The following is a 22,663-nucleotide window of genomic DNA, read 5'->3' on the forward strand; positions in this document are numbered from 1 at the left end:
TACTTGTTGCATTTATAGGGTGTTTACTTATTATTAAGCCTCAGCTTAATATTGAGATACTTCCATATTTAATAGGATTTATATCGGCTATATTTGCAGCAGGAGCATATACTGTTCTTCGTGTTCTAAAGGATAAGGAGGAGTATTACTGCGTTGTATTCTATTTCTCCTTCTTTTCAACGGCGGTACTGTTACCATTTGTTTTATTTAATTATCAGCCTATGACGATGGAGCAGACAATATTTCTAGTACTATCAGGTGTATTTGCATGTATAGGACAGTTTGGAATAACACTTGCATATAAGTTTGCACCTGCTAAGGAAATATCAATATTTAATTATTTTACAGTAGTATTTTCAGGAATATTTAGTGTTGTATTATTTAGTCAGGTACCAGATGCTTTAAGTTTAATTGGATATCTAATAATATTTTCAGCATCACTTTATATGTTCCTATACGGAGGGAAAAAAGTATAACAAAAAGGCCCCTATCTGGCATCATAGGGGCCCTTTTGATTGGGTAATATATATAAATTTCTTTAAAGGGCTAATTAAGAGGATATATTGACCACTTACAGCTTTGAGAGTGGTGGGGTAAGCTTTTTTACTGCATATAGGTTGAAATTTCCGATCACAAGTTTCATTTAATATATGGCAGCAAATTGACTTAAAGTGGTGGCAATATATCCATTAAACTAAAGGAGAAAGTTACTAACAGTTACTACTTATGGCTTCGCTTTAATTCTATAAACACTACAGATATTTAAGAGGTAATTTCTATGCTTAATGCTGCAACGAAAACTATAAATATTTTTACATTAACTGCTGCGACTTATCATAAGGGGTATATATTTACTAGAAGGTTGGTAGCCTTTTTAGTATTCCTCCTTTAGATAGTATAGTATATTAATTTTTTCAGTCTTTCGGCATAGGGTTTTAGGTAGAAAAACTTAAAAAATCACTAAATTTCATTAAAAAAGTGAAAAAACCAATGCACAGAATAGATGCTTCTTGCATATAGAAAAAGTGGGTTTACAGAGGTTTTTTGAAATTTTAGGATTTATTATAAATTTATAAAAATATAAGTCCCCTAAGAAAATTCTTAGGGGACTTATATTATATAGTATAGTGTAGAAGTTTTTTCATATCATAGCTTGGGAATATAATCCCACTATCACTAAAGTCTAAACCTTCCTCAATACCATTAATTATTGATACTTGAAGTGAAGAAAGTGACTTAGATGATTTAATTGATTCAAGTGAAGTTTCACCATTAAATACCCTAATATACATCTGATCATCTGTTGATATTACTGGATAATGGTAGAACATAGAGGCGAACTTTCTAATATTACTTTCCTGTGAAAGTATATACTTGTAATTAGGGTTAAGTAGCCATGACTTACAAGTAAATCCCTTAACAGCCCAGCTGTTAAAGTGTTTATAAAAGAAGATAACAGCCTTTTTCATTGAATCTATAGAGTCTTTAATATTAAGTGGCTCACCCTGGGGAATATGTATATCAAGAAGGGGAGTTCCATTTTGTATTTCAAGTGAATAGTCACATTTGTTAATAGTTAAAGGATCCCTTAAGCATTTTCCTTCACGTACAGGATTTGCTGTAATAGTTACATCTGACTCTATATAACTTGAGACAAAATCAGACCTATCTAGAGTTTTATTTCCCAGGAAATCATATTTTATGTCACCATATGACATTATAAGAGGAAAGCCTGTTGCAAGCTGCTTAAATAACTTAACGTCACCATTAAACTCTACCCTCATAAACTGAAGTCTACCAATTCTAAATAACTGAAGAGTTAGGTGATAGTATAACCAATGAAGTTCTGATAGGCCGAGAACCCCATATTTTAAACGGTGGTTATTAGCCCATACAGTAATATCCTTCATAGTATCTATATAAATATCCTTATCAATTCCCTTATCTTCATATAAGGATTTGATTTCACATGCTCTATAAAGTGCTACAAGTAAAAAGAGGTGGTCAGGATTTGTTTTAATTAAATCAGATATATTAAAGTATCCACTAAGACCGTTCTTATCCTCATTAAAATATAAGGTTACATAGGTTTTAAATATATTTAAAGCACTTTGACTTAAGGTTATATATTGATAAGTTTCAAGTAGTGAGGATGTATCCTCATTATTAAAACCAATTTCACTGCATAGAGCTTTAATCTGTTCACCTGTAACTGTAAGTGTATAGGTATTAACAAGTAAAGTGTTATCATCGTATACTTTTATAGCATTATTAAGCATGGTAATCTCCTTCTAGGCTTATTATTTAGTAAGTTTTTCTATAAGCTTAATTCTAACAGATTCATATAGGTTCTCGTCAAGTGAGTAGCCCATTTCAAAATTATAAACATTTCCCTTCATATCTGCTACTGTACCAGTTACTTCCTCAATAAGAGATATAATATCACTACTTGAAGTTCCGCTTTTTTCAAGCATTTTCATAATATTATATTGTTCTATTCCAAGACGTAGGTTTTCCCATCTAAGTGAAGACATAGGCTTTAAGTCGTCACCTGGATATACAAAGAACATATCTCCTGCTATCCAGCGAGGGAATTTATATGAAGGCTTGTTAAATACATCTGATGGGTATAAACAGTAGTTCCATCTTAAGAATCCTGAAAGTGATAGCATATAGGTTATGTGACCAATTAATCTACTTTCAAGTGGAGGTGATGAAATAAACTGGTTGGGTATTTGTGGGAAGCAACATACAAACCACGTAATAGTGTCTCCTTTGCTAATAATGTCTTCACTAACCTTTTTGAATTTATGGAATTCAGCTCCAATAATAGGGATTATTACAGAACTATCGGTAATGTTATATTCATCTGACTCTAAGAATTCAGTGTTGTTAACAGCACACTTAAATTTAATTTCATATTCAGGCATGGTACTTCTAATAAAGTCACGACTAGCATTGAAAAGTTCAGGATTATTTGGTTCATCACAGAATATACGAAGCTTTTCAAGCCATCCCATTGATTTAAAATGCTCCATTAATAGTTTAATGTATATGAATATTTCATCCTTAGACTTCATATACTTACGGCAATTATCAGATGCGTCTAGGTAATTGATTCTAAATGGATCCTTATACTCAGGGTATAGTGGGTTTCCGAATAGCTTTCCGTCCCAATTACTTATAAGACCAAATACATCAATCTCTTTATCTATGCCATGTTTAAAGCAGATTTCTATAAATCGATTAAGAGCATCAAAGTTAAGCTTAAACTCTCCGTTTTTGTCCTTTATAACAGATACTATATTGTGCTCAAATAGGTTTGATGGGTTATCAGCAACATTAAAACATGCTTGACCTGCCCAAGGGAAATCACTTGCAACTATAGTTATAGTTCTTTGACCAAGTGATGCAAGTTCCTTAATATAGTTATCAATAATATTAAAGTGATCATCTGACCAGAACTTAACATTATATTGACGTGCAAGGCTACATGGATGTTGCCATAAATCAAGGAAGAAGTCTCCATCCTTAAGGTCTGGTAGTGTAACATTAGCATAGTCTATGTTACATGGAATGCTACCTATTAGAACCTCATCATCATAACCTTTAGTATAGTGAAGGTTAATATTAAACTTAAAGTCACCTGTAAAATCATTTGGAACCTTTCCTTTAACCCATATAAACTGGGCAACCCCTACCTCAACATTCATAGAACCTTTGTTAGATAAAATATCTGTAACTAGAGCACCAGTATCATCTGAGATATAGTCTACAAGTGACATTTGAATAGAGTCGGTAGTAGCATTGTCGCAATCAATACTTACTCTAATTCTATTAATAAGACCATTCCATGATATATAGTTAAAGTCTTCAAGTGAACATAAAAACTCTTCAAGGGAGCTTAGTATAATCTGAAATGCAAAAGTTTCGTTTTTAAGTACCTTAGTTGAGAATTCTTTTTTAGAGTAGAAATCTCCAAATACCCTTGTATATTTAGTGTGTCTGTACCCTGAGTCGATAATTCCATAATTTAATTCCATAAATAAATCCCCCTAAAGTATTAGTTAATTATTTCATTCCTGAAAGTGTTATTCCTTGCTGGAACTTCTTTTGAAGTATTACATAGAAAATAAATGAAGGCATAAATGTTAGTGTAGCCCCTGCCATAACAAGACCGTAATTAGTATTAAACTGTGCACCAAGTGTGGACATACCAACTGTTAGTGTTTTCATATCACCATCTGTAACAATTAGTGGCCATAAAAACTCATTCCAAGCCCCTATAAATGTGAAAATAGAAAGTGCAATAATAGATGGTTTAATAAGTGGAAGTATAATATTTATAAATATTTTAAAGTCACTTAAACCATCAAGTTTAGCAGAATCTATAAGTTCCTTAGGAATGTTTAGTATTGATTGCCTCATTAAAAATACTCCAAATGCAGTAGGAAGCGGAAGTATCAATGCCCAATATGTATTTATTAAACCTAGATATTTCATAATTAAAAATAGTGGTATCATTGTAACTTGAGATGGGATAATAAGAGTTATTAACATAAAGAAAAATAATGACTCATTCCCCTTAAACTCAAGTTTAGCAAATGCGTAACCAGCTAGTGAACTAAATGTTACAGCAAGTACTACACCTGAAACTGATACTATTACACTATTAATAAAATATCTTAAAAATGCATCATCTTGAAGTATGGTTTTGTAGTTATCAAGTGTCATACTTGATATAGAAAAGTTAAAACTATATTCGTTATAGGTTACATTAAGTGATGTAACAATCATGTATATAAAAGGAATGACCATACATGTAGCTATAACAATTAATAATAAATTAGATATTATACTTTTAATTGATTTCATGGGTTCCTCCTAATATATAGTTGATTTATCTCTTTTAAGAAGAGTTCTTTGAAGTATGCTAATAATAGCTATAACAAGTAATAATACATTGGCAACAGCCATAGCATATCCAACGTTAAATTGTTTAAATGCTAGATTATATATATCTAAAACCATTGTCATACTACGGGTTCCTGGTCCTCCACCTGTCATGTAGTATACAAGTTCAAAGGTTTGGAATGACCATATTATCCCAAGGAATACTACCATTATAGTTGTTGGTTTAAGAAGTGGAAGTGTAATATCCTTAAATTCACGTATCTTACCTGCACCATCAAGCCTTGCCGCTTCGTATACATTTCTATCTATATCCATAATGCCAGCAACATAGATAACAACAAAATAGCCTACATTTTTCCATACGCTTATGGCTATAAGTGTGAAGAGTGTAAGGTGTGGGTCTCCAATCCAATTAGGAGGAGTAGCTCCAAACATAGTAAATATTAAATTAAGAGGAGAACTATCAGAGGTAAGAATTACTTTCCATATAATCCCTATAAGTATCATTGAAGAAATAACAGGGATAAATATAATGCCCTTAACAAAATTATGTAGTTTGCTTTGTTTGCTTGTAAGCCATACTGCAAACCCTAATGCTATGAAAGTTTGAAGAGGAACTGAAACAACTGAGAATATTAGGGTATTCTTAAGAGAATCCTTAAACATACTATCAGTTATAAGGTCCTTGTAATTAGCAAGACCTATAAATTCCGCTGGTGTATTACCGTTGTATTCGGTAAACCCAAAGTAAAGCGACATTATCATAGGAATAACATAAAATGAGAATAATATTATCCCTATTGGAAGAATGTATCCATATGGAGATAGTTTTTTTAGTAGATTTTTGTTTTTCATTGTTTTTCCCTCAGTATAATAGATTTAATATAAACTGAAAAAGACTACTTCAGTAGTCTTTTTCAATTTTATTGTTATTTTGAGTTTTTCTTAATTAAGTCATTTGCATACTTTGCAGCATCATCAATAGCCTTGTCAGGTGTTTTTTCACCATTCATCATCTTTTGAAGTTCTTTCCATAGGTAATCGTAGATTTCTACTCCGTTAGGACCTACAGTTAGTGGTCTATAAATTCCCTTATCCTTTTTAATCATCTCTTCAAACTTAGGATCTCCTTGGTATGGCTCATCCTTAGTCATAGGAGCTCTAGGATTGTACTTGTGGAATGCAGTCATTGAATCAACACTTAACATGTATTCCATAAGCTTAAATGCAAGGTCCTTATCCTTAGCAGCTGACATAAGAGTTAATTGGTCAACTGATGCGAATGTAGCAGCCTTTTTATCCTTAGTTGAGATTGTAAAGTCGTAGTTAAGGTCTTTAAATTCCTTATCAAATAGTTCTGAAGCCTTTGATGAAAGACCAATTGCAAATGCAGCCTTTCCAGGTCCAAATACTGTTTTAAGCATATCTTCGTTTTTCTTACTCATAGCATCTGGTGGGATAACCTTATGAGTAAACTTTAGGTCGTATAGGAACTTAGCAGCAGTTTTTCCTGCCTCTGAATCAAATGCAACACCTGATAGGTCTTCTTTGTAGATGTCTCCACCTGCTTGCCATAGGTAGTTGTACCAGTTCCAGTTAAGGTCACCAAAGAAGTTAGCGCCCCATCCCTGTGCAAAACCAAATTGATCGATTTTACCATCCTTATCTGTATCCTTAGTAGCCTTCTTAGCTACAGTTATAAATTCATCCCAAGTAATAGGTTCATGCTTCTTAAGCTTAGCAAGTATAGCATCTTCGCCAGTTGCCTTAACGATATCTTCGTTAAAGTAAAGTACACCTGGGTTAGCTGCTTCTATAGGTAGTCCGTACATACCGCCCATCATTTTTGATGCATCAAGGTATGTATAGTTCTTAAAGTCTTCATCAGTAAAACGGTTAGTTAAGTCTTCTACAGCACCCATTTTAATAAATTGTGGGAACATTTCAGCGTACATGTAACCAACATCTGGACCTGTACCAGCTTGAATACCTGTAGCGTATTTTTCTGGGTAGTTCTCCCATGGAATAATTTCAAGATTGATTTTAACCTTGTTCTCTTGTTCGAACTTCTTAAAAATTTCTCCCCATACTGGCTTATCGTCTGGTCCAATTGGTGGAAGCCAAACAGTAAGAGTTTTAGTTTCTCCATCAGCACCTTCATTCTTTTTACTTCCACAGCCAACAAAGGCAGTTAGTGTGAAAACAATAATAAGAAGAGCGGAAATAAGTTTCGCAAATCTTTTCATGATATCCTCCTACAAATATGTAATTATAAATATTCTTCTTAAATAATGTTACATAAAGTCAAATTAAATGTATAATAGTTAAAACCTATAATAAAGGAAGTTCTATAGAAAAAATCTATCGAAAACGGTTGAAAAATGTATTAGTATGTAAAAAATTACACATTTTAATATAAATGACCTTAAATAGTGATAAAATGTACTTAATATAGAGTGCCACAAATAAAAAAAATTATACTTTTGCTAATATGGAGGTGTTTATTTTGGGGAAAATACAAAAAACAAATGCAATGAGAATACTAGACACGGAAAAAATTAATTACTATGTTAAAACATATGACTGTTCAGATGGTAAGATAGACGGAATATCAGTAGCAAATAAGGTAGGACGTAGTGTAGATGAAATATGCAAAACAATAGTTACTATATCAGCATCTAAAGAAGTTTATGTATTTATTATTCCTGTAGATAAGGAAATTGATCTTAAAAAAGCTGCAAAGGTAGCAGGGGAGAAGAAGATAGACATGCTACCACTAAACGATCTTTTAAAAACAACAGGATATATAAGAGGTGGATGTTCTCCAATTGGAATGAAAAAGCAATATAAAACATTTATTCAAGGTGAGGTAGAGCTGCTTAATACTGTAGTAGTTAGTGGGGGAAAGCTAGGAATTCAAATAGAACTTACCCCTAGGGACTTATTAGCTATTACTAGGGGAGAGTATGAGGATATTATTAAATAGATAATAAAAAGTGTCATGAAAAATTTTCATGACACTTTAATATTAAAATATAATTTATACAATTAAATTCTATGAATGTAGAATAGTATTAACAAGTTTTACAGCTTCAGGGCCACTTGATGAGTAACCAGTTGCACCTATTTCATTTGCAAATTCACTTGTAATAGGTCCTCCGCCAATTATAATCGGGGTGTTTAGTGACTTTGACTTAAATAAGTTAACAACAGATTCCATATTTCTCATAGTTGTTGTCATCATACTTGAAAGTCCTACAATGTCAGCATTATGATTAATAGTAGCCTCTAAAATATCCTCTTCATGACAGTCGCTTCCAAGGTCAATTACCTCATATCCTGATGCTTCAAGCATAATCCCAACTATATTCTTACCAATATCATGGGTATCCCCTTTAACAACAGCTAAAACAACCTTTCCCTTAGTTTCCTTTTTCATAAGTCCACTTTGGCGTAGAGTATCAATTCCAAGGTTAAGGGTATCAGAACATACTATTATTTCAGGAATAAAGTATTCCTCTTCATCATAAAGCTTAACAGCTCTTTGCATACCATCATTTAAACCCTTGTTATATATTTCTTCAATAGTAATAGAATCTTCTTTAATAGCCTCAAGGACAGCCTCTTCAATAATATCATCATCCATGTTAACAACACAGTCTGATATCTTTTGTAATAGTGGATGCATTTTTTTATCCCCCTTTGAAAAAAGTGTATACACAATATAATAAATCACATAAAGCTTTATTTAACAATAGATAATAGTGATATTTAAGCATATTTGTATTTATTAAAATTGTTGGTAAAATATATAAAAGTTGAGTATATTTATAGTAATATTGTTAAAAAATAATTTATATAGGGTGGATAATATGGTTATTGTAAAAGCTAATTGTAATATTTGTTCAGGATATTGTGGTATTAAGGCACATATCGAAAATAATAGGGTTATTAAGGTAGAGGGAGATTTTGATGATCCTGTAACCCGTGGCGTTATTTGTATTAAGGGAAAAAGTATTCCTGATATTATTAATAACAGTGAAAGGTTAAGTAGTCCTCTTAAAAACAATGGAAATGGAACATTTAGTGAAATTTCATGGGATGAGGCAATAGATATTATATCAGGTAAACTTATAGAGAATAGGGATAAGTGGGGAGGAAAAAGCCTAGTTGTTCATACAGGACAAGCAGGGGTTGGAAAAGAGTTTCCCCAGTATTATCAAAGATTCACATCTGCATATGGTAGTCCAAATTACGCAAACGCAGGAAGTCACTGTCACACATCAAAGGAAATTGCCCATAGTTTAACACTAGGGTATCTTCCCTCAGCTAGCTTTAGGGAAAGTAAGTGCTTAGTATTTTGGGGATATAATCCTCAAAATTCGTGTCCTCCAAGTATGTTATATATAAAAGAGGCATTAAATAAGGGGTGTAAACTAATTATTGTAGACCCATACGAAACTAAGCTTTCAAAACATGCTAGTATTCATTTAAAGTTAAGGCCGGGAACAGATGGAGCTTTAGCACTTGGACTTATTAATGTGATTATTAACGAAAAATTATATGACGAGGATTTTGTTAATCAATATATATTAGGATTTAATGAAATAGCCAGTGAAGCAGCTTATTATACACCGGATAAGGTAGAGCAAATTACAGGTGTTGATAAGGATCTTATTTATGAAGCTGCAAGGGTATTTGCAAAGAGTTCACCTTCATCACTAACAGCAGGGATTGCAGTAGAGCTTCAGTCAAATGGATTCCAATCAGCAAGGGCTATAGCAGCGCTTCAAGCAATAGCAGGAGATATTGATGTACTTGGTGGTGCTATGAAAGCTAAGGGTCCATGTCTTGAAAATATTACCCTTAAATACAATGGAACTGAAAACATAATAGGGGAGAGGGAATATCCTGTATTCACTAAGGAAAGAGGAAGTGCCCAGATTAATATACTAAGTGACGTTATTTTAAATGAAGATCCATACAAGGTAGCTTCACTTATGGTTGTTGGAAGTAACCCTGTTCTTACATGGCCAAATGCAGGTAAGCTTAAAAAGGCACTAGAAAAACTTGATTTTCTAGTTGTTATGGATAACTATCTAACTGAAACCGCAAAGATGGCGGATATAGTTTTACCTGGTGCTTCAGTTCTTGAAAGAGATGAAATATATATAAGAAATTCAAGACAGGAGAATATTATCGGAATATCACCTAGGGTAACTTCACTTAATGGCACACTATCTGAGGTTGATTTTATAATTAAACTAGCCCATAAAATGGGTTATGAAAGTCTTTTCCCATTTGAAAATGAAAGGGAAGCTATAAAATATAGAATCAGAAAAATTAGTGAGTTAGAATTTAATGGTGATAAGGTAGAGACTGTATATGGAGAATATACTGAGAAAAAGTATGTTAAAGAAGGATTTAATACTACTTCAGGTAAAATAGAAGTATATTCATCAAAGCTTAAGGGATATGGATTCAGTCCTATTCCAAAGTATGAAGAGCCATTTGAAAGTCCTGTAAACTCTATGTCTAGTAAGCAAATAGTAATTTCAACAGGAGATAGAAGACTTGAATATCAACACTCAAGATATAGAAATGTTAACTCAATAACTTCTAAAGGTGAGAATACACCAACCGGTAGAATTAATCCCAAAACTGCTAAGGCCTTTGGAATATCAATTGGGGATAAGGTTAAGGTTGAAAGTAAAAGAGGTAGCATAGTTATTGATATAGATATTACTGATAAGGTAATAGAAAACACAATATTAGTTCCACATGGATGGGATGATGCTAATGTTAACCTTCTTACAGATAATGAGAATTTAGATAAATATTCAGGCTTTCCAGGTGGAAGAGGATTTTTAGCTACTATAAGTAAGTTATAAGTGAAAAATCCTAAAAATAGTTGTATAATATCCTAGAGGTGATTATATGTCAGGGATAGCAGGAGAAGGATGTCCGGTTTTAATTCCTTTTAACGAAAGAAAACCACTTAAGGAAATTGAAAGAAGTATTATCAAGAAATATAGAAAAACTATCTGGTCTAAGTTTGTTAAGGCCATTAATGATTATAAACTTGTAGAAGAGGGAGACAAAGTAGCAGTAGCTATTTCAGGGGGTAAGGATAGTATGCTTATGGCGAAGCTTTTCCAAGAGCTTAAGCGTCATGGTAGATGTAATTTCGAACTTGAATTTATTGTACTAGACCCTGGATACCACCCAGATGTTAAGGCACTTATGGAGGATAACTGTAAGTATCTTGATATTCCTATTAAGATTTTTGACTCAGGTATATTTGAGGTTATAGACAAGATAGCCAAGGATTATCCATGCTATATGTGTGCAAGAATGAGAAGAGGAGCACTATATAGTAGAGCTAAGGAACTTGGATGTAACAAGTTAGCACTTGGGCACCATTTTAATGATGTTATAGAAACAACTATGCTTAATGTTCTATACACAGGTAATTTTAAGACTATGATGCCAAAGCTTCATGCAAATAATTTCGAAGGTATTGAGCTTATTAGACCACTATACTATATTGAGGAGACTCATATACAAAAGTTTACACAAAGTAGTGGTATATTCCCACTTAACTGTGCTTGTATGGTTGCAGCTAAGAAGATAGGTAATAAGCGTTATGAAATTAAAGAGATGATTGCAAAGCTTAAAGAAAACTTTAAGGATGTAGATAAGTCTATATTTAAAGCAGCAGAAAACGTTAATATGGATGCTATACTTGGATGGGAAAAAGGAAGTGAGAAGCACTCATTCCTTGATTTCTATGAAGATTAATAAATACTAGCGGTGCCTAATTTATTAGGTATCGCTTTTTTTATTGGCATATATTGCATAGGAATTGAATTGGTAAATTAATAGAAATTAATTATCAATGTTGATATACTACCTACAGTGGATAATCTAAGAATGTAGGTGATTATATGAAAAAATTCGGATTACTACCAAGATTAATATTAGGTATTTTATTAGGTATTGGTATAGGATCGGTTGCTCCAAGGGAGATTATAGCTATTTTCTCAACCTTTAACGGTATATTTGGTGGGTTTTTATCCTTTACAATACCACTTATTATAATTGCATTTGTAGCACCAGCCATAGGTGAACTTGGTAAGGGTGCAGGGAAATTGCTTGGTATTACAGCATTTATAGCATATACATCAACTCTATTTGCAGGGCTTGCTGCGTTTTTTGTTAATTCAAGTGTATTTCCTAAAATATTATCTCAAAGTAGTGTTTTAACAGAGCTTGTTAATCCTAAGAATTCTCTAGTTGCACCACTGTTTACTATTAATATTCCACCTATTATGGAGGTTATGAGTGCACTTGTACTTGCTTTTGTATTAGGACTTGGGATAGCTGTTACTAAGGGTAATATATTAATGGATGGACTTCGTGAATTTCACAGCATAATATCTAAGGTTATAGGGAAGATTATTGTTCCACTACTTCCACTGTATATTCTAGGTGTATTTGCTAATATGACTTTTGCAGGACAAGTAGTAAGTATAATGACCATGTTTGCAAAGGTTTTAATAATTGTAATTTTACTTCAGTTAACTATTGTACTGATTCAATATATTGTAGCTGGACTTGTTTCTAAGAAAAATCCATTTAAGCTACTTAGGAATATGCTACCAGCATATGTTGCGGCTATAGGAACACAGTCTTCAGCAGCAACAATTCCTGTAGTTCTTGAGAGAACTAAAAAGAATGGAGTAAGTGATAAAATAGCGGACTTTGTTGTTCCACTATGTTCAACTATTCATTTATCAGGAAGCACTATTAATTTAACAACATGTTCAATGGCTGTTATATTTATGAGCGGAGGAGATATTTCACTTGGGAAAATGATTCCATTTATTATGATGCTTGGGGTAACAATGGTTGCAGCACCAGGGGTTCCAGGTGGCGCTGTTATGGCTGCTATGGGACTATTTACAACAATGCTTGGGCTACCTGAGAATATGATTTCAATAATAGTAGCACTACACTTAACACAGGATAGTTTTGGAACTGCATGCAACATTACAGGAGATGGTGCAATAGCAGTTATTATGGATAAAGTTTCATCTAGATTTAATTAACATAATTAATATCACCTTTAAACTTAGGGCTGAATAATTTATATAAAGCCCCTAAGTTGGAGGTGATATTTTTTATGGGAAAAAGAAGGTTAAATCAGCATACGAAGCATGCAATAATTACGACAATAGTATCTATGTCTATTGCCCTATCAGCATATTTTACAATGTACTTTATGAATTTTAATCAGTATGAAAAGGATATAAGTAATAAATTATACTTAATTGGAAATGAGCAAAAGCAGGCAATAGAAAGGCATCTATCTGATTTAAGACGGGAACTTAGGTTTGTTACTGGACTTGAGGAGGTTAAAACCCTTCAAAGAGAGAGGATAATGAGTATATTTAGCTACCTAACAACTACAAAAAAAATATATGATAATGTTGTTATAGCAGATTTAAAGGGTACAGTTTATTATGGATATACTGAAAATATTCGTAGCATATACTCAAGTGCATATTATGAAAAAGCAGTATATACAAAGACTGAAAGTTTTAATTTAAGGTATTTAGAAGGAAGTTACATTATTGAGGGGTGTATCCCTATTATAAATAATAATGTAGTTGTAGGGATTATCTATATGAAAATGTCCCTAGAAGAGGTTGTAGATATACTTCAAGGGTCAAGACAAGAGAAGGGACTTGAAAGTTATCTTGTAAATAAGGATGGGTATTTAATGACCCCATCAAAGAATATAGTTGATGCAGTAGGTAAATCTAAGATAAACCTTAAAGCTTTAAGACTTAATATAGATCATAATTCAACAACGGTTTATAAGGATTACTCTGGTGCCGAAGTTTATGGGAGGTATTTCTCAATTGAAGGAAGTAACTGGACACTTGTTATAGAAAGTGACTATGAAGAAAGTATTCTTAAGCAGGAGCAGGGAAAACTTATTGCACAGTTAGGGGTAGCACTTCAGGGACTTATAATACTTGTACTTCAATTATTCCTAAAAAGAAAATTTGGAGTAGAGCTTTCAGATGAAGAATTAGATAGAGTCTCCAAAGGGTTAGGTATTGGAGGTGGCTTAGATGACAAGAACAATAATTAATATATTTAATAATAATAGAAGTAGAATAAAAACTTATATGGTAAACGGGCTAATAATTATAGTGGTAATACTTGGATTATATGGGCTATTTAATCTGCATGTATCTAATGTATATGTTAGGAACGTTTCTTCATTTGGTGAGATGTATGCAAATACTATTAATAATACGATAGGAGATTACACAAGTGAGGTAATAAATCTTAAGGGAGATAGTGATATAATCTCATTAAATAAGGAAAGTGTTGAAAGTAGGGTTGGATTTTTAAAATATTATCACAGTGACTATAAGGACATTATTGTAGTAGATAACAAGGGGGACATATATTCAGGATATGTTAATAATGTTAAAGAATATATGTATCAAGATTATATTCAAGGTGCACTACAAGGTGCCCTTACAACTAGTAAGCCTATTAAGGTACAGAATAAATGGTATATTGATTTTGCAGGTCCTATAGGAAAGGAAAATAGTAATGTACTAGGGGTTATAGCAATAAGAGTTAGTCTTGAGGATATTGTTGAGGATATATCACCTAAAACAGGTAATAATATAGAGATTATTATAGTAGACAAGGAAGGGGCATTTATAGCAGGTGGGGGGAGAGTTAATAGAATAGTTGGAGAGGATAGTATAGATGTTAGAACGGTTAAGACAAGTATAGACTATTCCCCAAAGACACCATATAGAAATTTAGATAATGTTGAGGTATATGGAGTATATAGTGAACTTAATATTGGTGGATGGACTATGATTTGTGAAATAGAAAATAATAGAGATAATGTTTATAAGGTATTAATTATAATGACCACAGTTAATATACTTTTACTTACATTTATTAATAAGTTAATAGGGCTTCCATGTAGGATGACTTTTTTCAAAAGAAAGTAAAAAAATAAAGAATAGACAGAAGCTATTTAAAATTCCTTTTTTATTAATATTATATATTGTATAATAGAAAATAGGTAAACATTACGAAAAGGGGATGATTAAATGCTTCAAAGATTAAGACTGAATCTTGAAGAATTAGAGTCAATGCTATATTTTTGGCAGGCAACAAGTGAAAGAGAAAAGGTTTCAGAGATTTATCTAAATGAGATCGCTAACATGAAGGGGCTTGCTTTAAGCTATAAGGTTGATAGTGAACTAACTGCAGAGGGAGCTAGAAAAGTTCTTAGCTCAATCACAAACAGAGAGCTTCTATCACAAAAAACTAAAAGTGAAGCAAGACTTTGGAACTATAACATGTGGATGCTTGAGGACCTTGAGTATACTAACATGATGATTGCTCCTTTAAAGCAACTTAATATTGATGATGTATTGTCAATGATAGGTGACGAAAAGTCAAAGTCAAAGTATGAGGAAATCGAAATTAGATTTTCACCACTATCAATGCAAGATGTTATATTCTCAAACAATACACTTGTGATTAACTTCTTTAAGGTTAGACCATCACTAGAAGGTACAGGAGTACTTACTATTGATAATATAGAAGTTAAAGAATATATTAAGAATAAGCTAGTAGAGTTTATTAACGCTTAATATTTAAATATATATTAATGACAGGCTGTTGACAAAGTCAACAGCCTGTCATTAAAAACCTGTTTTCATGAGACTTGCAAAGGGGTGCTAAAGCTACGAGGCGACGCTAAAGAGTCACTTGACCCCTTGAAAGGTATGGTAGGAGGCATAGGGCCCCCTTGATCATGGATTTAGATTTTTTATAAGATGAACAATTTAAGGTATTTCAATTTAATTGAAATACCTTTTTTTATTGCTTGGATTATTTATTATTTATAAATTTTTAGACGATAGGAGACAAAGTATGTAGAGTAGTAAATGTTCTATAATTTTCAAAAAAGCATAAGTATAATCTATAGGTCTAATAAACATAATGAAGGTGATAATGTGAGCTGTAGATTTATTTATTTAGCATTTGAAAATTTAAAAAGGAGCTTTTTTAAGATAAGATTCTTAATAACAATTATAGGTTTAACCTTTATTATAGCCTATAGTGGAGCTTTTTTTAGCATATATGGAGGAAGCTTTGAGTGTACCTATAATGCAAATGATTATATTATTTATTTCTTAAATGACTTTACTATAATAGGAATCTTTTTACCCGTATTATTTATTATTTTTATATCCTCTATATTTGCAGAGGGTGAAGTGAATTATATGTACATATCAAGGCTAAAGAGAAAAAGTGATATTTATAAGTCCTATATTTTGTCTATCTTTCTTTTAAGTGTTGTCTTTTTACTATTAACTATGACAGGGGTTTTTATATTATCCCTTGCTTTGGGGGAGTTTAATAATAATTGGAGTGAATTTGCAGCTGTGGTTATTAAGGACAAGGGGTATGGGGTATTAAGTGAGGTATATTCCCCAGTTACAAGTATCGTAATTTCAATTTGGTTATTATTTATATTACTTAATATAACCGGACTTATATTTTATTTAGGATACAGCATATCCTTGGAGATTGGCCTGCCGATTCTTATAAACTCAATAATATTTATAATTTCAGGGGTATCACATAATTTTGAGATTAACATGATATATAAAGCTTTACCTGGTTTTAATACCATTCTTTTATATCATGATGTAAAAACAATATATCCGAGTTTAGAATTCTCGTTTATTTATATAATTGTGCTAATACTAACACTTATGTTGACCTCATACAGCATTACTAGAATAAAATTTAAATTCTAATATGGAGGGGTAGTATGGAAGGGGTAAAGCTAAAAAATATAAATCTTGAAACAAGTGATGGGAAAAGTCTTAAGGATGTTAATATGTTATTTTCAAAAGGTGGAGTATATGGTATAGTTGGGGATAATTTCTCAGGTAGACGTGAAATACTTAATATAATCTGTGGATTATGTGGGGAATTTGTAGGAGAAGCCGTTGTTCTTGGCTATGATGTTAAGGTTTATAATGGGATAATAGATGATATTGGCATGTCACTTGGTATAGAGGGCTTTATAGGAAACTACACAGCACTTAAGAATCTAACATCAATATCAGCAATTAGGGGGATAATTGGAAGGGATACCATATGTGATGCCCTATGCCTTGTTGGCCTTGAAGAATATATTGATGAAAAGGTTAACCAATATGATTTTTCCATGAAAAAAAGATTATCAATAGCTCAGTCAATTATGGAAAAGCCAAGGCTAATAGTAATAGATGAACCTTTTCAATATCTTGATAAGGAAGAGCGAGATGGAATAATGAAGCTTCTAAAGAGTATTAATGAACTTAGAAAAACAACAATAATACTTGGGGCAAGACACGATAATAATCTTATAGATATATGCAAGGAATTATATTACCTATAATACCAAGTATTAAAGTATAGGATATAAGTTTGTTAATTTTAAAACTATGAATTCGTATATTTGACATATAATAACCTATTATATTATGTTATGTAATAGGTTATTTTTAATTTTAGGTATAATATTGTAGGATTTATTTGTATAAAGTTAAAATTAGGTTATTTTACTTGCGAAAGTATTTACAAAATTTCTATTTATAGGATAATGAATAGGGTCGATAAGTTATACAGGTTAAAGAAGGTGATTAATTGGATACAAGTAAGGTTCTGCAGCTTGCAATGGATCTTGGAGAGATACTGCTAACTAGTGGAGCAGAGGTATATAGGGTAGAAGAAACTATAAGACGTGTATGTAAGAGTTATGGAATAGAATGTGACTGCTTTGCAACCCTTACAGGTATATTTATATCAACTGAGGGAACTAAAGACGATATACATTCTTTAACAACCATTAGAAGAATTAAGGATAGAAATGTTGACCTACATAAGATAGAGCTTGTAAATGCATTTTCAAGACAACTTGAAACCCAGAGGCTTTCATACTTTGATGCTATGAAAAAGATTGAGGAAATTAAAAAGAGACCATATTTTAGCTTTCCTATTATGCTTTTAGCAGCTTCATTTAATGCATTTGTTTATAGCTGTTTATTTGGTGGAGATGCTGTTGATGGGATTATAGCATTTTTAATAAGTATGACTATCTTCTCACTTAAGGAGTATATGGCAAAGTACGGATTCTTTGAATTTTTACAGTTATTCCTATCAGGTATTATTGCAGGTGGTATGACATTAGTATTTGAGTTATTTATACCAGATATTAATATTGATAAGGTTATAGTAGGAGCTATAATGGTATTTGTACCTGGAGTTGCTATAACAAGTGGTATTAAGGATGCACTTAATGGGGACATTGTTTCAAGTTCAGGTAGAATAGGTGAGGCTATACTAACAGCCTGTGCACTAGGTGCAGGAGTTGGTATTATGCTATTACTTGGAAATGCGTTAATGTAAGGAGAGAAGAATATGTTAAGCGGAGATATGTTAATTGAAATTGTATTTGCGTTTCTTGGAAGTTTCTTTCCTGCAGTGTTTTTTAATATTGAAAGAAAGAATCTTTTCCTAGCTGGTATATCTGGTTCAATAGGATGGGTGCTATTTGCAGTATTTAAGGATATTACAGGTTCGGCTGCTATGGCTACTTTTGTAGGTGCAGGTGGTATTGGTATATATAGTGAGATTATGGCAAGGGTTAAGAAAACACCAGCATCAATATTCTCTATAACAGGTATATATCCACTGGTTCCTGGAATAACTGCATTTGATACTATTAAGTATATTGTAGAGGATAACCTAAGTATGGCACTATCTAAGGGAATAGAAACAGCAGCAGTTGCAGGAGCTATTGCCTTTGGAATAATGACTATAACAGCGGCTTTTCAGCTTGCAGTTAGAATTAAGCAAAGACGAAAAGAACTAAAATCAATTACAGATAATTAAAATAAGAGGTTGTTTCAAGATTATAAATTTTGGGATGACCTTTTGTGGTTTAGTGAGGTGGTAGGTGGTAGCCTCTAGGATATGCGGTGGGATTTTTCCAAGAAGGACTAAGCTTGAAAAACAGCTTCACGCTAAGTGCAGTCATAAACTCGATTACCCTCAAACATATGACTTTACTAAGCGTGGAACTATTTTTCAAACTAAATCCTTCTAAGTCAAAACCCAATGATATCCCAGAGTCTACCACCTACCACCATTAACTTATCCCACTAAATAGGAAAGTAGACAGCTCTATTAACTGCAAGAGCTAAAAAAAGGACCTCAAATAAATTTGAGATCCTCACTTTATGCGAATAGTGCTCTATCGCTAAGTTCGTTTTTAAAGTTTAGCTTTTCAAATGAGTCTATAAGCTTTTCTATTGTAAGGGCTTTTTTCTCTTCCCCCTTAATGTCCATTATGATTTGACCTCTGTGAAGCATTATAAGTCTGTTTCCAGTCTTTATAGCATGGTTAAGGTTATGTGTAACCATTAGTGAGGTCATGTTCTTTTCTTTAATTATTTCCTCTGTAAGTGTTAGTATTATTTCAGAGGTTTTAGGGTCAAGTGCCGCTGTGTGTTCATCTAGTAAAAGAAGATCTGGGTTAGACATTGTTGCCATAAGCAGGGCAAGTGACTGTCTTTGTCCCCCTGATAAATCTCCAACCTTAGTGTGAAGCTTATTTTCTAGTCCTAGGTTAAGTTTTTCAAGAAGGGATTTAAAGTAATCAACCTTACTCTTGTTAATACCAGGAGTTAGGTTAAATGCACGCCCCTTATTGTATGCCATAGACAGGTTTTGTAGTATTGTCATTGATGGACTTGTTCCAAGTGTTGGGTCCTGAAATACTCTTCCTATAAACTTACATCTTTTATATTCTGCTGTGTGGGAAATATCCTTATTATTAAGGGTAATACTTCCCTCGTCAAGAGGAATCTTTCCTCCTACTATATTTAAAAGAGTTGATTTTCCAGCTCCGTTACTTCCTATAATAGTTATAAAGTCTCCATCTTCTATGTTAAGTGAAATACCCTTAAACAGGTAGTTTTCATTAACTGTTCCTTCTCCAAATGTTTTATGCAGATTCGCTAACTGAAGCAGAAGAATCACCTCCAACATTTTCTATGTTTTCTACTACCTTAGTAGTTTTAGTCTTTTTAAATTTAGCTGAACCAAGAGATAGTGCAATAACAACTATAAATGCTGTTATAAGCTTAAGATCTGATGGGTCTGAGTAAATCATAGCAGTTCCTATAATTAGCTTATAGATTAAAGCTCCGATTAATGTAATTGTTGTTACAGCAAATATTCTTGCCTTTTTAAATATGCTTGTACCAATAATAATTGATGCAAGTCCTATAACGATTGTACCAATACCCATAGACACGTCAGCAAATCCGTTGTGCTGTGCTAGTAGTGCACCTCCAAGTGCTACAAGTCCATTTGAAATCATAAGGCCTATTGTAATAACAAATCCCTTGTTAACTCCAAGTGAAGTTACAAGTTGAGGGTTATCCCCTGATGATATAAGCATAAAGCCTAGCTTTGTTTTAAAGAACATGTCTAAAAGAATCTTACACATAATAGCTATAACTGTTATTATAGCTAGCTTTGGCATTGTTTCTGGAAATATAGTTTCCACTCCGTATAGTGGAATATTAGCCTTACCTCCCATAACCCTTAGAGTTACTGAGTAAAGAGCTAGCATAACAAGAATACCTGATAATAGATTAGTAATTTTAAACTTAACATGAAGCACTGCGGTTAATAATCCACCAAGTGCCCCTGCTATAAATGCAAGTAGTATTGATAGATATGGGTTAACCCCAGTTGTTAGGCACAGGGCTGAAACCGCTGCGCCTAGTGGGAATGATCCATCTACAGATAGATCAGGAAAATCTAGTATCTTGTATGTTATATATACTCCTAATGAAACTACTCCGAATATTAATCCTTGTTCAAGTACTGAGATTAAGAATGACACTATTTTTCACCACCTACGTATTTTGCTTTGTCTGCTAAATCCTTAGGTAGAGTCATGCCGATTTTCTCTAGAGTCTTTTTGTTAACAGTTAGAGTATTAACGTTGTAGTACTTAACTGGAATATCAGTAGGCTTTTTAGTTCCATTTAGGATTTCTACTGCCATAAGTCCTGCATCATAACCTAGTTTAAAGTAATCAAGTCCTTCAGATAATAGACCACCTACTTCTACAACGCTTCCCTCAGCTGAGATTACTGGAACCTTCTTAGCTGCTGCTTTTTCTGCTACAACTGCACCTGCTGAAACTACCATGTTATCAGTTGGAACGTAGATAACATCTACCTTTGATGCTAGAATATCAGTTGCCTGTGCAGCATCATTTGTTGAAGTTATTGTTTGTTCAACAAGTGTGTAACCAAGCTCTGCACATACCTTTTTAGCTTCTTTAGCCTGTGCTACTGCGTTAGTCTCACCTGCATTATATATAATCCCTACTTTTTTCGCTTCAGGTTTGATTTTCTTAATTGTTGATAATTGGTCCTTAATAGGAGCCATATCACTTGTTCCTGTAATGTTAGCACCTGGCTTGTCCTTAGATGCAACAAGTTTATCAGCAACTGGGTCAGTTACAGCTGTAAACACTACTGGAATATCCTTTGTTGAATTTTGAGCAGCAAGTGCTGATGGAGTTGCTATAGAGAATATTAAATCAACCTTATCAGATACAAATTTCTTAGCAATTGTATCATTGTTAGGCATTTCTCCCTGAGCATTTTTTTGGATAAGCTTAATCTTATCTCCATCCTTAAAACCATTTTCCTCAAGAGCTTTAACAAACCCCTGGTTTGCAGCATCAAGTGCTGGATGTTGTGCGTGTTGAATTATCCCGATTTGTTTAACACCGTCCTTAGGCGTTTCTGATGTAGCTGCATCCTTTGCTGAGCAGCTAGCTAAAATGAATGTTGAAGCTAGAACTAGAACTAGTCCTCTTGAAAACTTCTTTAAGTTTCCTACCATACTACCATCCTCCTAATAATATAAAATTGTTTAAAAATAAAAAATCCCCATATTGTGGAGATATCTTCGAATAAATATAAATGTCGTATAACACCTAGCTACAATACTTCTATCCTACAATCTACAATACTACTAATACTACTTTATACAATATAAACCTTTTATAGAATTCGTTTTTAGAATTTCCATAAAATATTTATAAAAAGGTGTTATTTGAAATTATAAATAACACCTAATAAAAAGTCAATAAATTTTTAAGAGTCTGAAAGTGTTCTGTGACCAAGTCCTATGGTTATTTCGTTAAGGTGTAAAAGACCTATGCTTAAATATATAGTAACGCTTATATGTACACCACATCTTGCTATACCAATTTTACCGCCAACATTAAGACCTAGTGCCTTAGGAGTTACCTGCATTAAAGCTTCCTTAGTAGCTCCTGCAACCGCACCTTCGTGGGCCTCACAGTCTTCAATTAACCCACTACGCTTAGAAGCTACAACTGAACGTTCCATTATTTTTGGAATAGAACTTAAAAGATTGCCACCAAAGTCTACAGCAGCAACTAATATTCCCTTTTCAGTGTATTCTCTTTTAAGAATGGCTTCTTCTTCTCTATCTGATATTGCCATTTTAATTGAGGCATTTGTAATTGGTTTAGTATCCATATAAATACCCTCCTAAATTAGATATAATAATATTATACAAC

At 32.9% G+C, this 22,663-nt stretch carries 21 protein-coding genes; 11 read left to right on the top strand and 10 right to left on the bottom strand.

Annotated features, from left to right (window positions below; genetic code table 11):
- Nucleotides 1-476 (top strand): DMT family transporter (locus RR539_RS06025; protein ID WP_332500247.1); only part of this gene is annotated, 476 nt, incomplete at its 5' end.
- A 639-nt stretch (nt 477-1,115) separates the two neighbouring features.
- Here RR539_RS06025 and RR539_RS06030 read toward each other — a convergent pair.
- From RR539_RS06030 to RR539_RS06050, 5 genes are all read right to left on the bottom strand, one after another.
- On the bottom strand, nt 1,116-2,279 hold the full coding sequence (locus RR539_RS06030) for an acyltransferase domain-containing protein (RefSeq protein WP_332473371.1): 1,164 nt from the start codon (nt 2,277-2,279) through the stop codon (nt 1,116-1,118).
- Nucleotides 2,280-2,300: 21 nt separating this feature from the next.
- Nucleotides 2,301-4,043 (bottom strand): DUF4091 domain-containing protein, encoded by a 1,743-nt coding sequence (locus RR539_RS06035; protein WP_332473370.1) that lies wholly within the window; start codon nt 4,041-4,043, stop codon nt 2,301-2,303.
- A 28-nt stretch (nt 4,044-4,071) separates the two neighbouring features.
- Entirely contained in the window at nt 4,072-4,875 is an 804-nt protein-coding gene (locus RR539_RS06040; protein ID WP_332473369.1) for a carbohydrate ABC transporter permease, read from the bottom strand.
- Nucleotides 4,876-4,884: 9 nt separating this feature from the next.
- Nucleotides 4,885-5,769 (bottom strand): carbohydrate ABC transporter permease, encoded by an 885-nt coding sequence (locus RR539_RS06045; RefSeq protein WP_332473368.1) that lies wholly within the window; start codon nt 5,767-5,769, stop codon nt 4,885-4,887.
- A 74-nt stretch (nt 5,770-5,843) separates the two neighbouring features.
- Nucleotides 5,844-7,160, bottom strand: a complete 1,317-nt coding sequence (locus tag RR539_RS06050) for an ABC transporter substrate-binding protein (RefSeq protein ID WP_332473367.1) — start codon at nt 7,158-7,160, stop codon at nt 5,844-5,846.
- Between the two features lie 287 nt (nt 7,161-7,447).
- Between RR539_RS06050 and ybaK the strand changes: the two genes are divergently transcribed.
- On the top strand, nt 7,448-7,900 hold the full coding sequence (gene ybaK / locus RR539_RS06055; RefSeq protein ID WP_442878397.1) for a Cys-tRNA(Pro) deacylase: 453 nt from the start codon (nt 7,448-7,450) through the stop codon (nt 7,898-7,900).
- Between the two features lie 69 nt (nt 7,901-7,969).
- On the opposite strand, the gene RR539_RS06060 is transcribed toward ybaK, so the two are convergent.
- Complete coding sequence (locus RR539_RS06060) at nt 7,970-8,602, bottom strand: cobalamin B12-binding domain-containing protein (protein ID WP_332473365.1); 633 nt, start codon at nt 8,600-8,602, stop codon at nt 7,970-7,972.
- 184 nt (nt 8,603-8,786) lie between these two features.
- On the opposite strand from RR539_RS06060, the gene RR539_RS06065 reads away from it, so the two are divergent.
- From RR539_RS06065 to RR539_RS06105, 9 genes are all read left to right on the top strand, one after another.
- The gene (locus tag RR539_RS06065; RefSeq protein ID WP_332473364.1) at nt 8,787-10,805 is read left to right on the top strand and encodes a molybdopterin-containing oxidoreductase family protein; all 2,019 of its coding nucleotides are present in this window, start codon (nt 8,787-8,789) and stop codon (nt 10,803-10,805) included.
- Nucleotides 10,806-10,851: 46 nt separating this feature from the next.
- Nucleotides 10,852-11,715 carry a tRNA 2-thiocytidine biosynthesis TtcA family protein gene (locus tag RR539_RS06070; RefSeq protein ID WP_332473363.1) on the top strand — a complete coding sequence of 288 codons (864 nt, stop codon included), beginning with the start codon at nt 10,852-10,854 and terminating at the stop codon, nt 11,713-11,715.
- 146 nt (nt 11,716-11,861) lie between these two features.
- Nucleotides 11,862-13,025 (top strand): dicarboxylate/amino acid:cation symporter, encoded by a 1,164-nt coding sequence (locus tag RR539_RS06075; protein WP_332473362.1) that lies wholly within the window; start codon nt 11,862-11,864, stop codon nt 13,023-13,025.
- Between the two features lie 74 nt (nt 13,026-13,099).
- Nucleotides 13,100-14,077 (top strand): cache domain-containing protein, encoded by a 978-nt coding sequence (locus RR539_RS06080; RefSeq protein WP_332473361.1) that lies wholly within the window; start codon nt 13,100-13,102, stop codon nt 14,075-14,077.
- Complete coding sequence (locus RR539_RS06085) at nt 14,058-14,966, top strand: cache domain-containing protein (RefSeq protein ID WP_332473360.1); 909 nt, start codon at nt 14,058-14,060, stop codon at nt 14,964-14,966. The genes RR539_RS06080 and RR539_RS06085 overlap by 20 nt, the downstream gene beginning before the upstream one ends.
- 102 nt (nt 14,967-15,068) lie before the next feature.
- A complete protein-coding gene (locus RR539_RS06090; RefSeq protein ID WP_332473359.1) occupies nt 15,069-15,617 on the top strand; it encodes a TDE2712 family protein in 549 nt (182 codons plus the stop codon).
- A 1,190-nt stretch (nt 15,618-16,807) separates the two neighbouring features.
- Nucleotides 16,808-17,422, top strand: a complete 615-nt coding sequence (locus RR539_RS06095; protein ID WP_332473358.1) for an ATP-binding cassette domain-containing protein — start codon at nt 16,808-16,810, stop codon at nt 17,420-17,422.
- A 248-nt stretch (nt 17,423-17,670) separates the two neighbouring features.
- The gene (locus tag RR539_RS06100) at nt 17,671-18,432 is read left to right on the top strand and encodes a threonine/serine ThrE exporter family protein (RefSeq protein ID WP_332473357.1); all 762 of its coding nucleotides are present in this window, start codon (nt 17,671-17,673) and stop codon (nt 18,430-18,432) included.
- Nucleotides 18,433-18,444: 12 nt separating this feature from the next.
- A complete protein-coding gene (locus RR539_RS06105; RefSeq protein ID WP_332473356.1) occupies nt 18,445-18,918 on the top strand; it encodes a threonine/serine exporter family protein in 474 nt (157 codons plus the stop codon).
- Nucleotides 18,919-19,263: 345 nt separating this feature from the next.
- Here the strand turns inward: RR539_RS06105 and RR539_RS06110 are convergent, their stop codons facing one another.
- The 4 genes from RR539_RS06110 to RR539_RS06125 form a co-directional block, all read right to left on the bottom strand.
- The gene (locus RR539_RS06110; RefSeq protein ID WP_332473380.1) at nt 19,264-20,058 is read right to left on the bottom strand and encodes an ABC transporter ATP-binding protein; all 795 of its coding nucleotides are present in this window, start codon (nt 20,056-20,058) and stop codon (nt 19,264-19,266) included.
- Nucleotides 20,033-20,941, bottom strand: coding sequence for an ABC transporter permease (locus RR539_RS06115; protein ID WP_332473355.1), 909 nt, complete (start codon nt 20,939-20,941; stop codon nt 20,033-20,035). The genes RR539_RS06110 and RR539_RS06115 overlap by 26 nt, the downstream gene beginning before the upstream one ends.
- A complete protein-coding gene (locus RR539_RS06120) occupies nt 20,941-21,957 on the bottom strand; it encodes an ABC transporter substrate-binding protein (RefSeq protein WP_332473354.1) in 1,017 nt (338 codons plus the stop codon). The genes RR539_RS06115 and RR539_RS06120 overlap by 1 nt, the downstream gene beginning before the upstream one ends.
- A gap of 254 nt (nt 21,958-22,211) precedes the next feature.
- The gene (locus tag RR539_RS06125; RefSeq protein ID WP_442878396.1) at nt 22,212-22,622 is read right to left on the bottom strand and encodes a HutP family protein; all 411 of its coding nucleotides are present in this window, start codon (nt 22,620-22,622) and stop codon (nt 22,212-22,214) included.
- Between the last annotated feature and the right edge of the window lie 41 nt (nt 22,623-22,663).

This window comes from Clostridium sp. (assembly GCF_036639235.1).
GTDB lineage: Bacteria > Bacillota > Clostridia > Clostridiales > Caloramatoraceae > Clostridium_AB.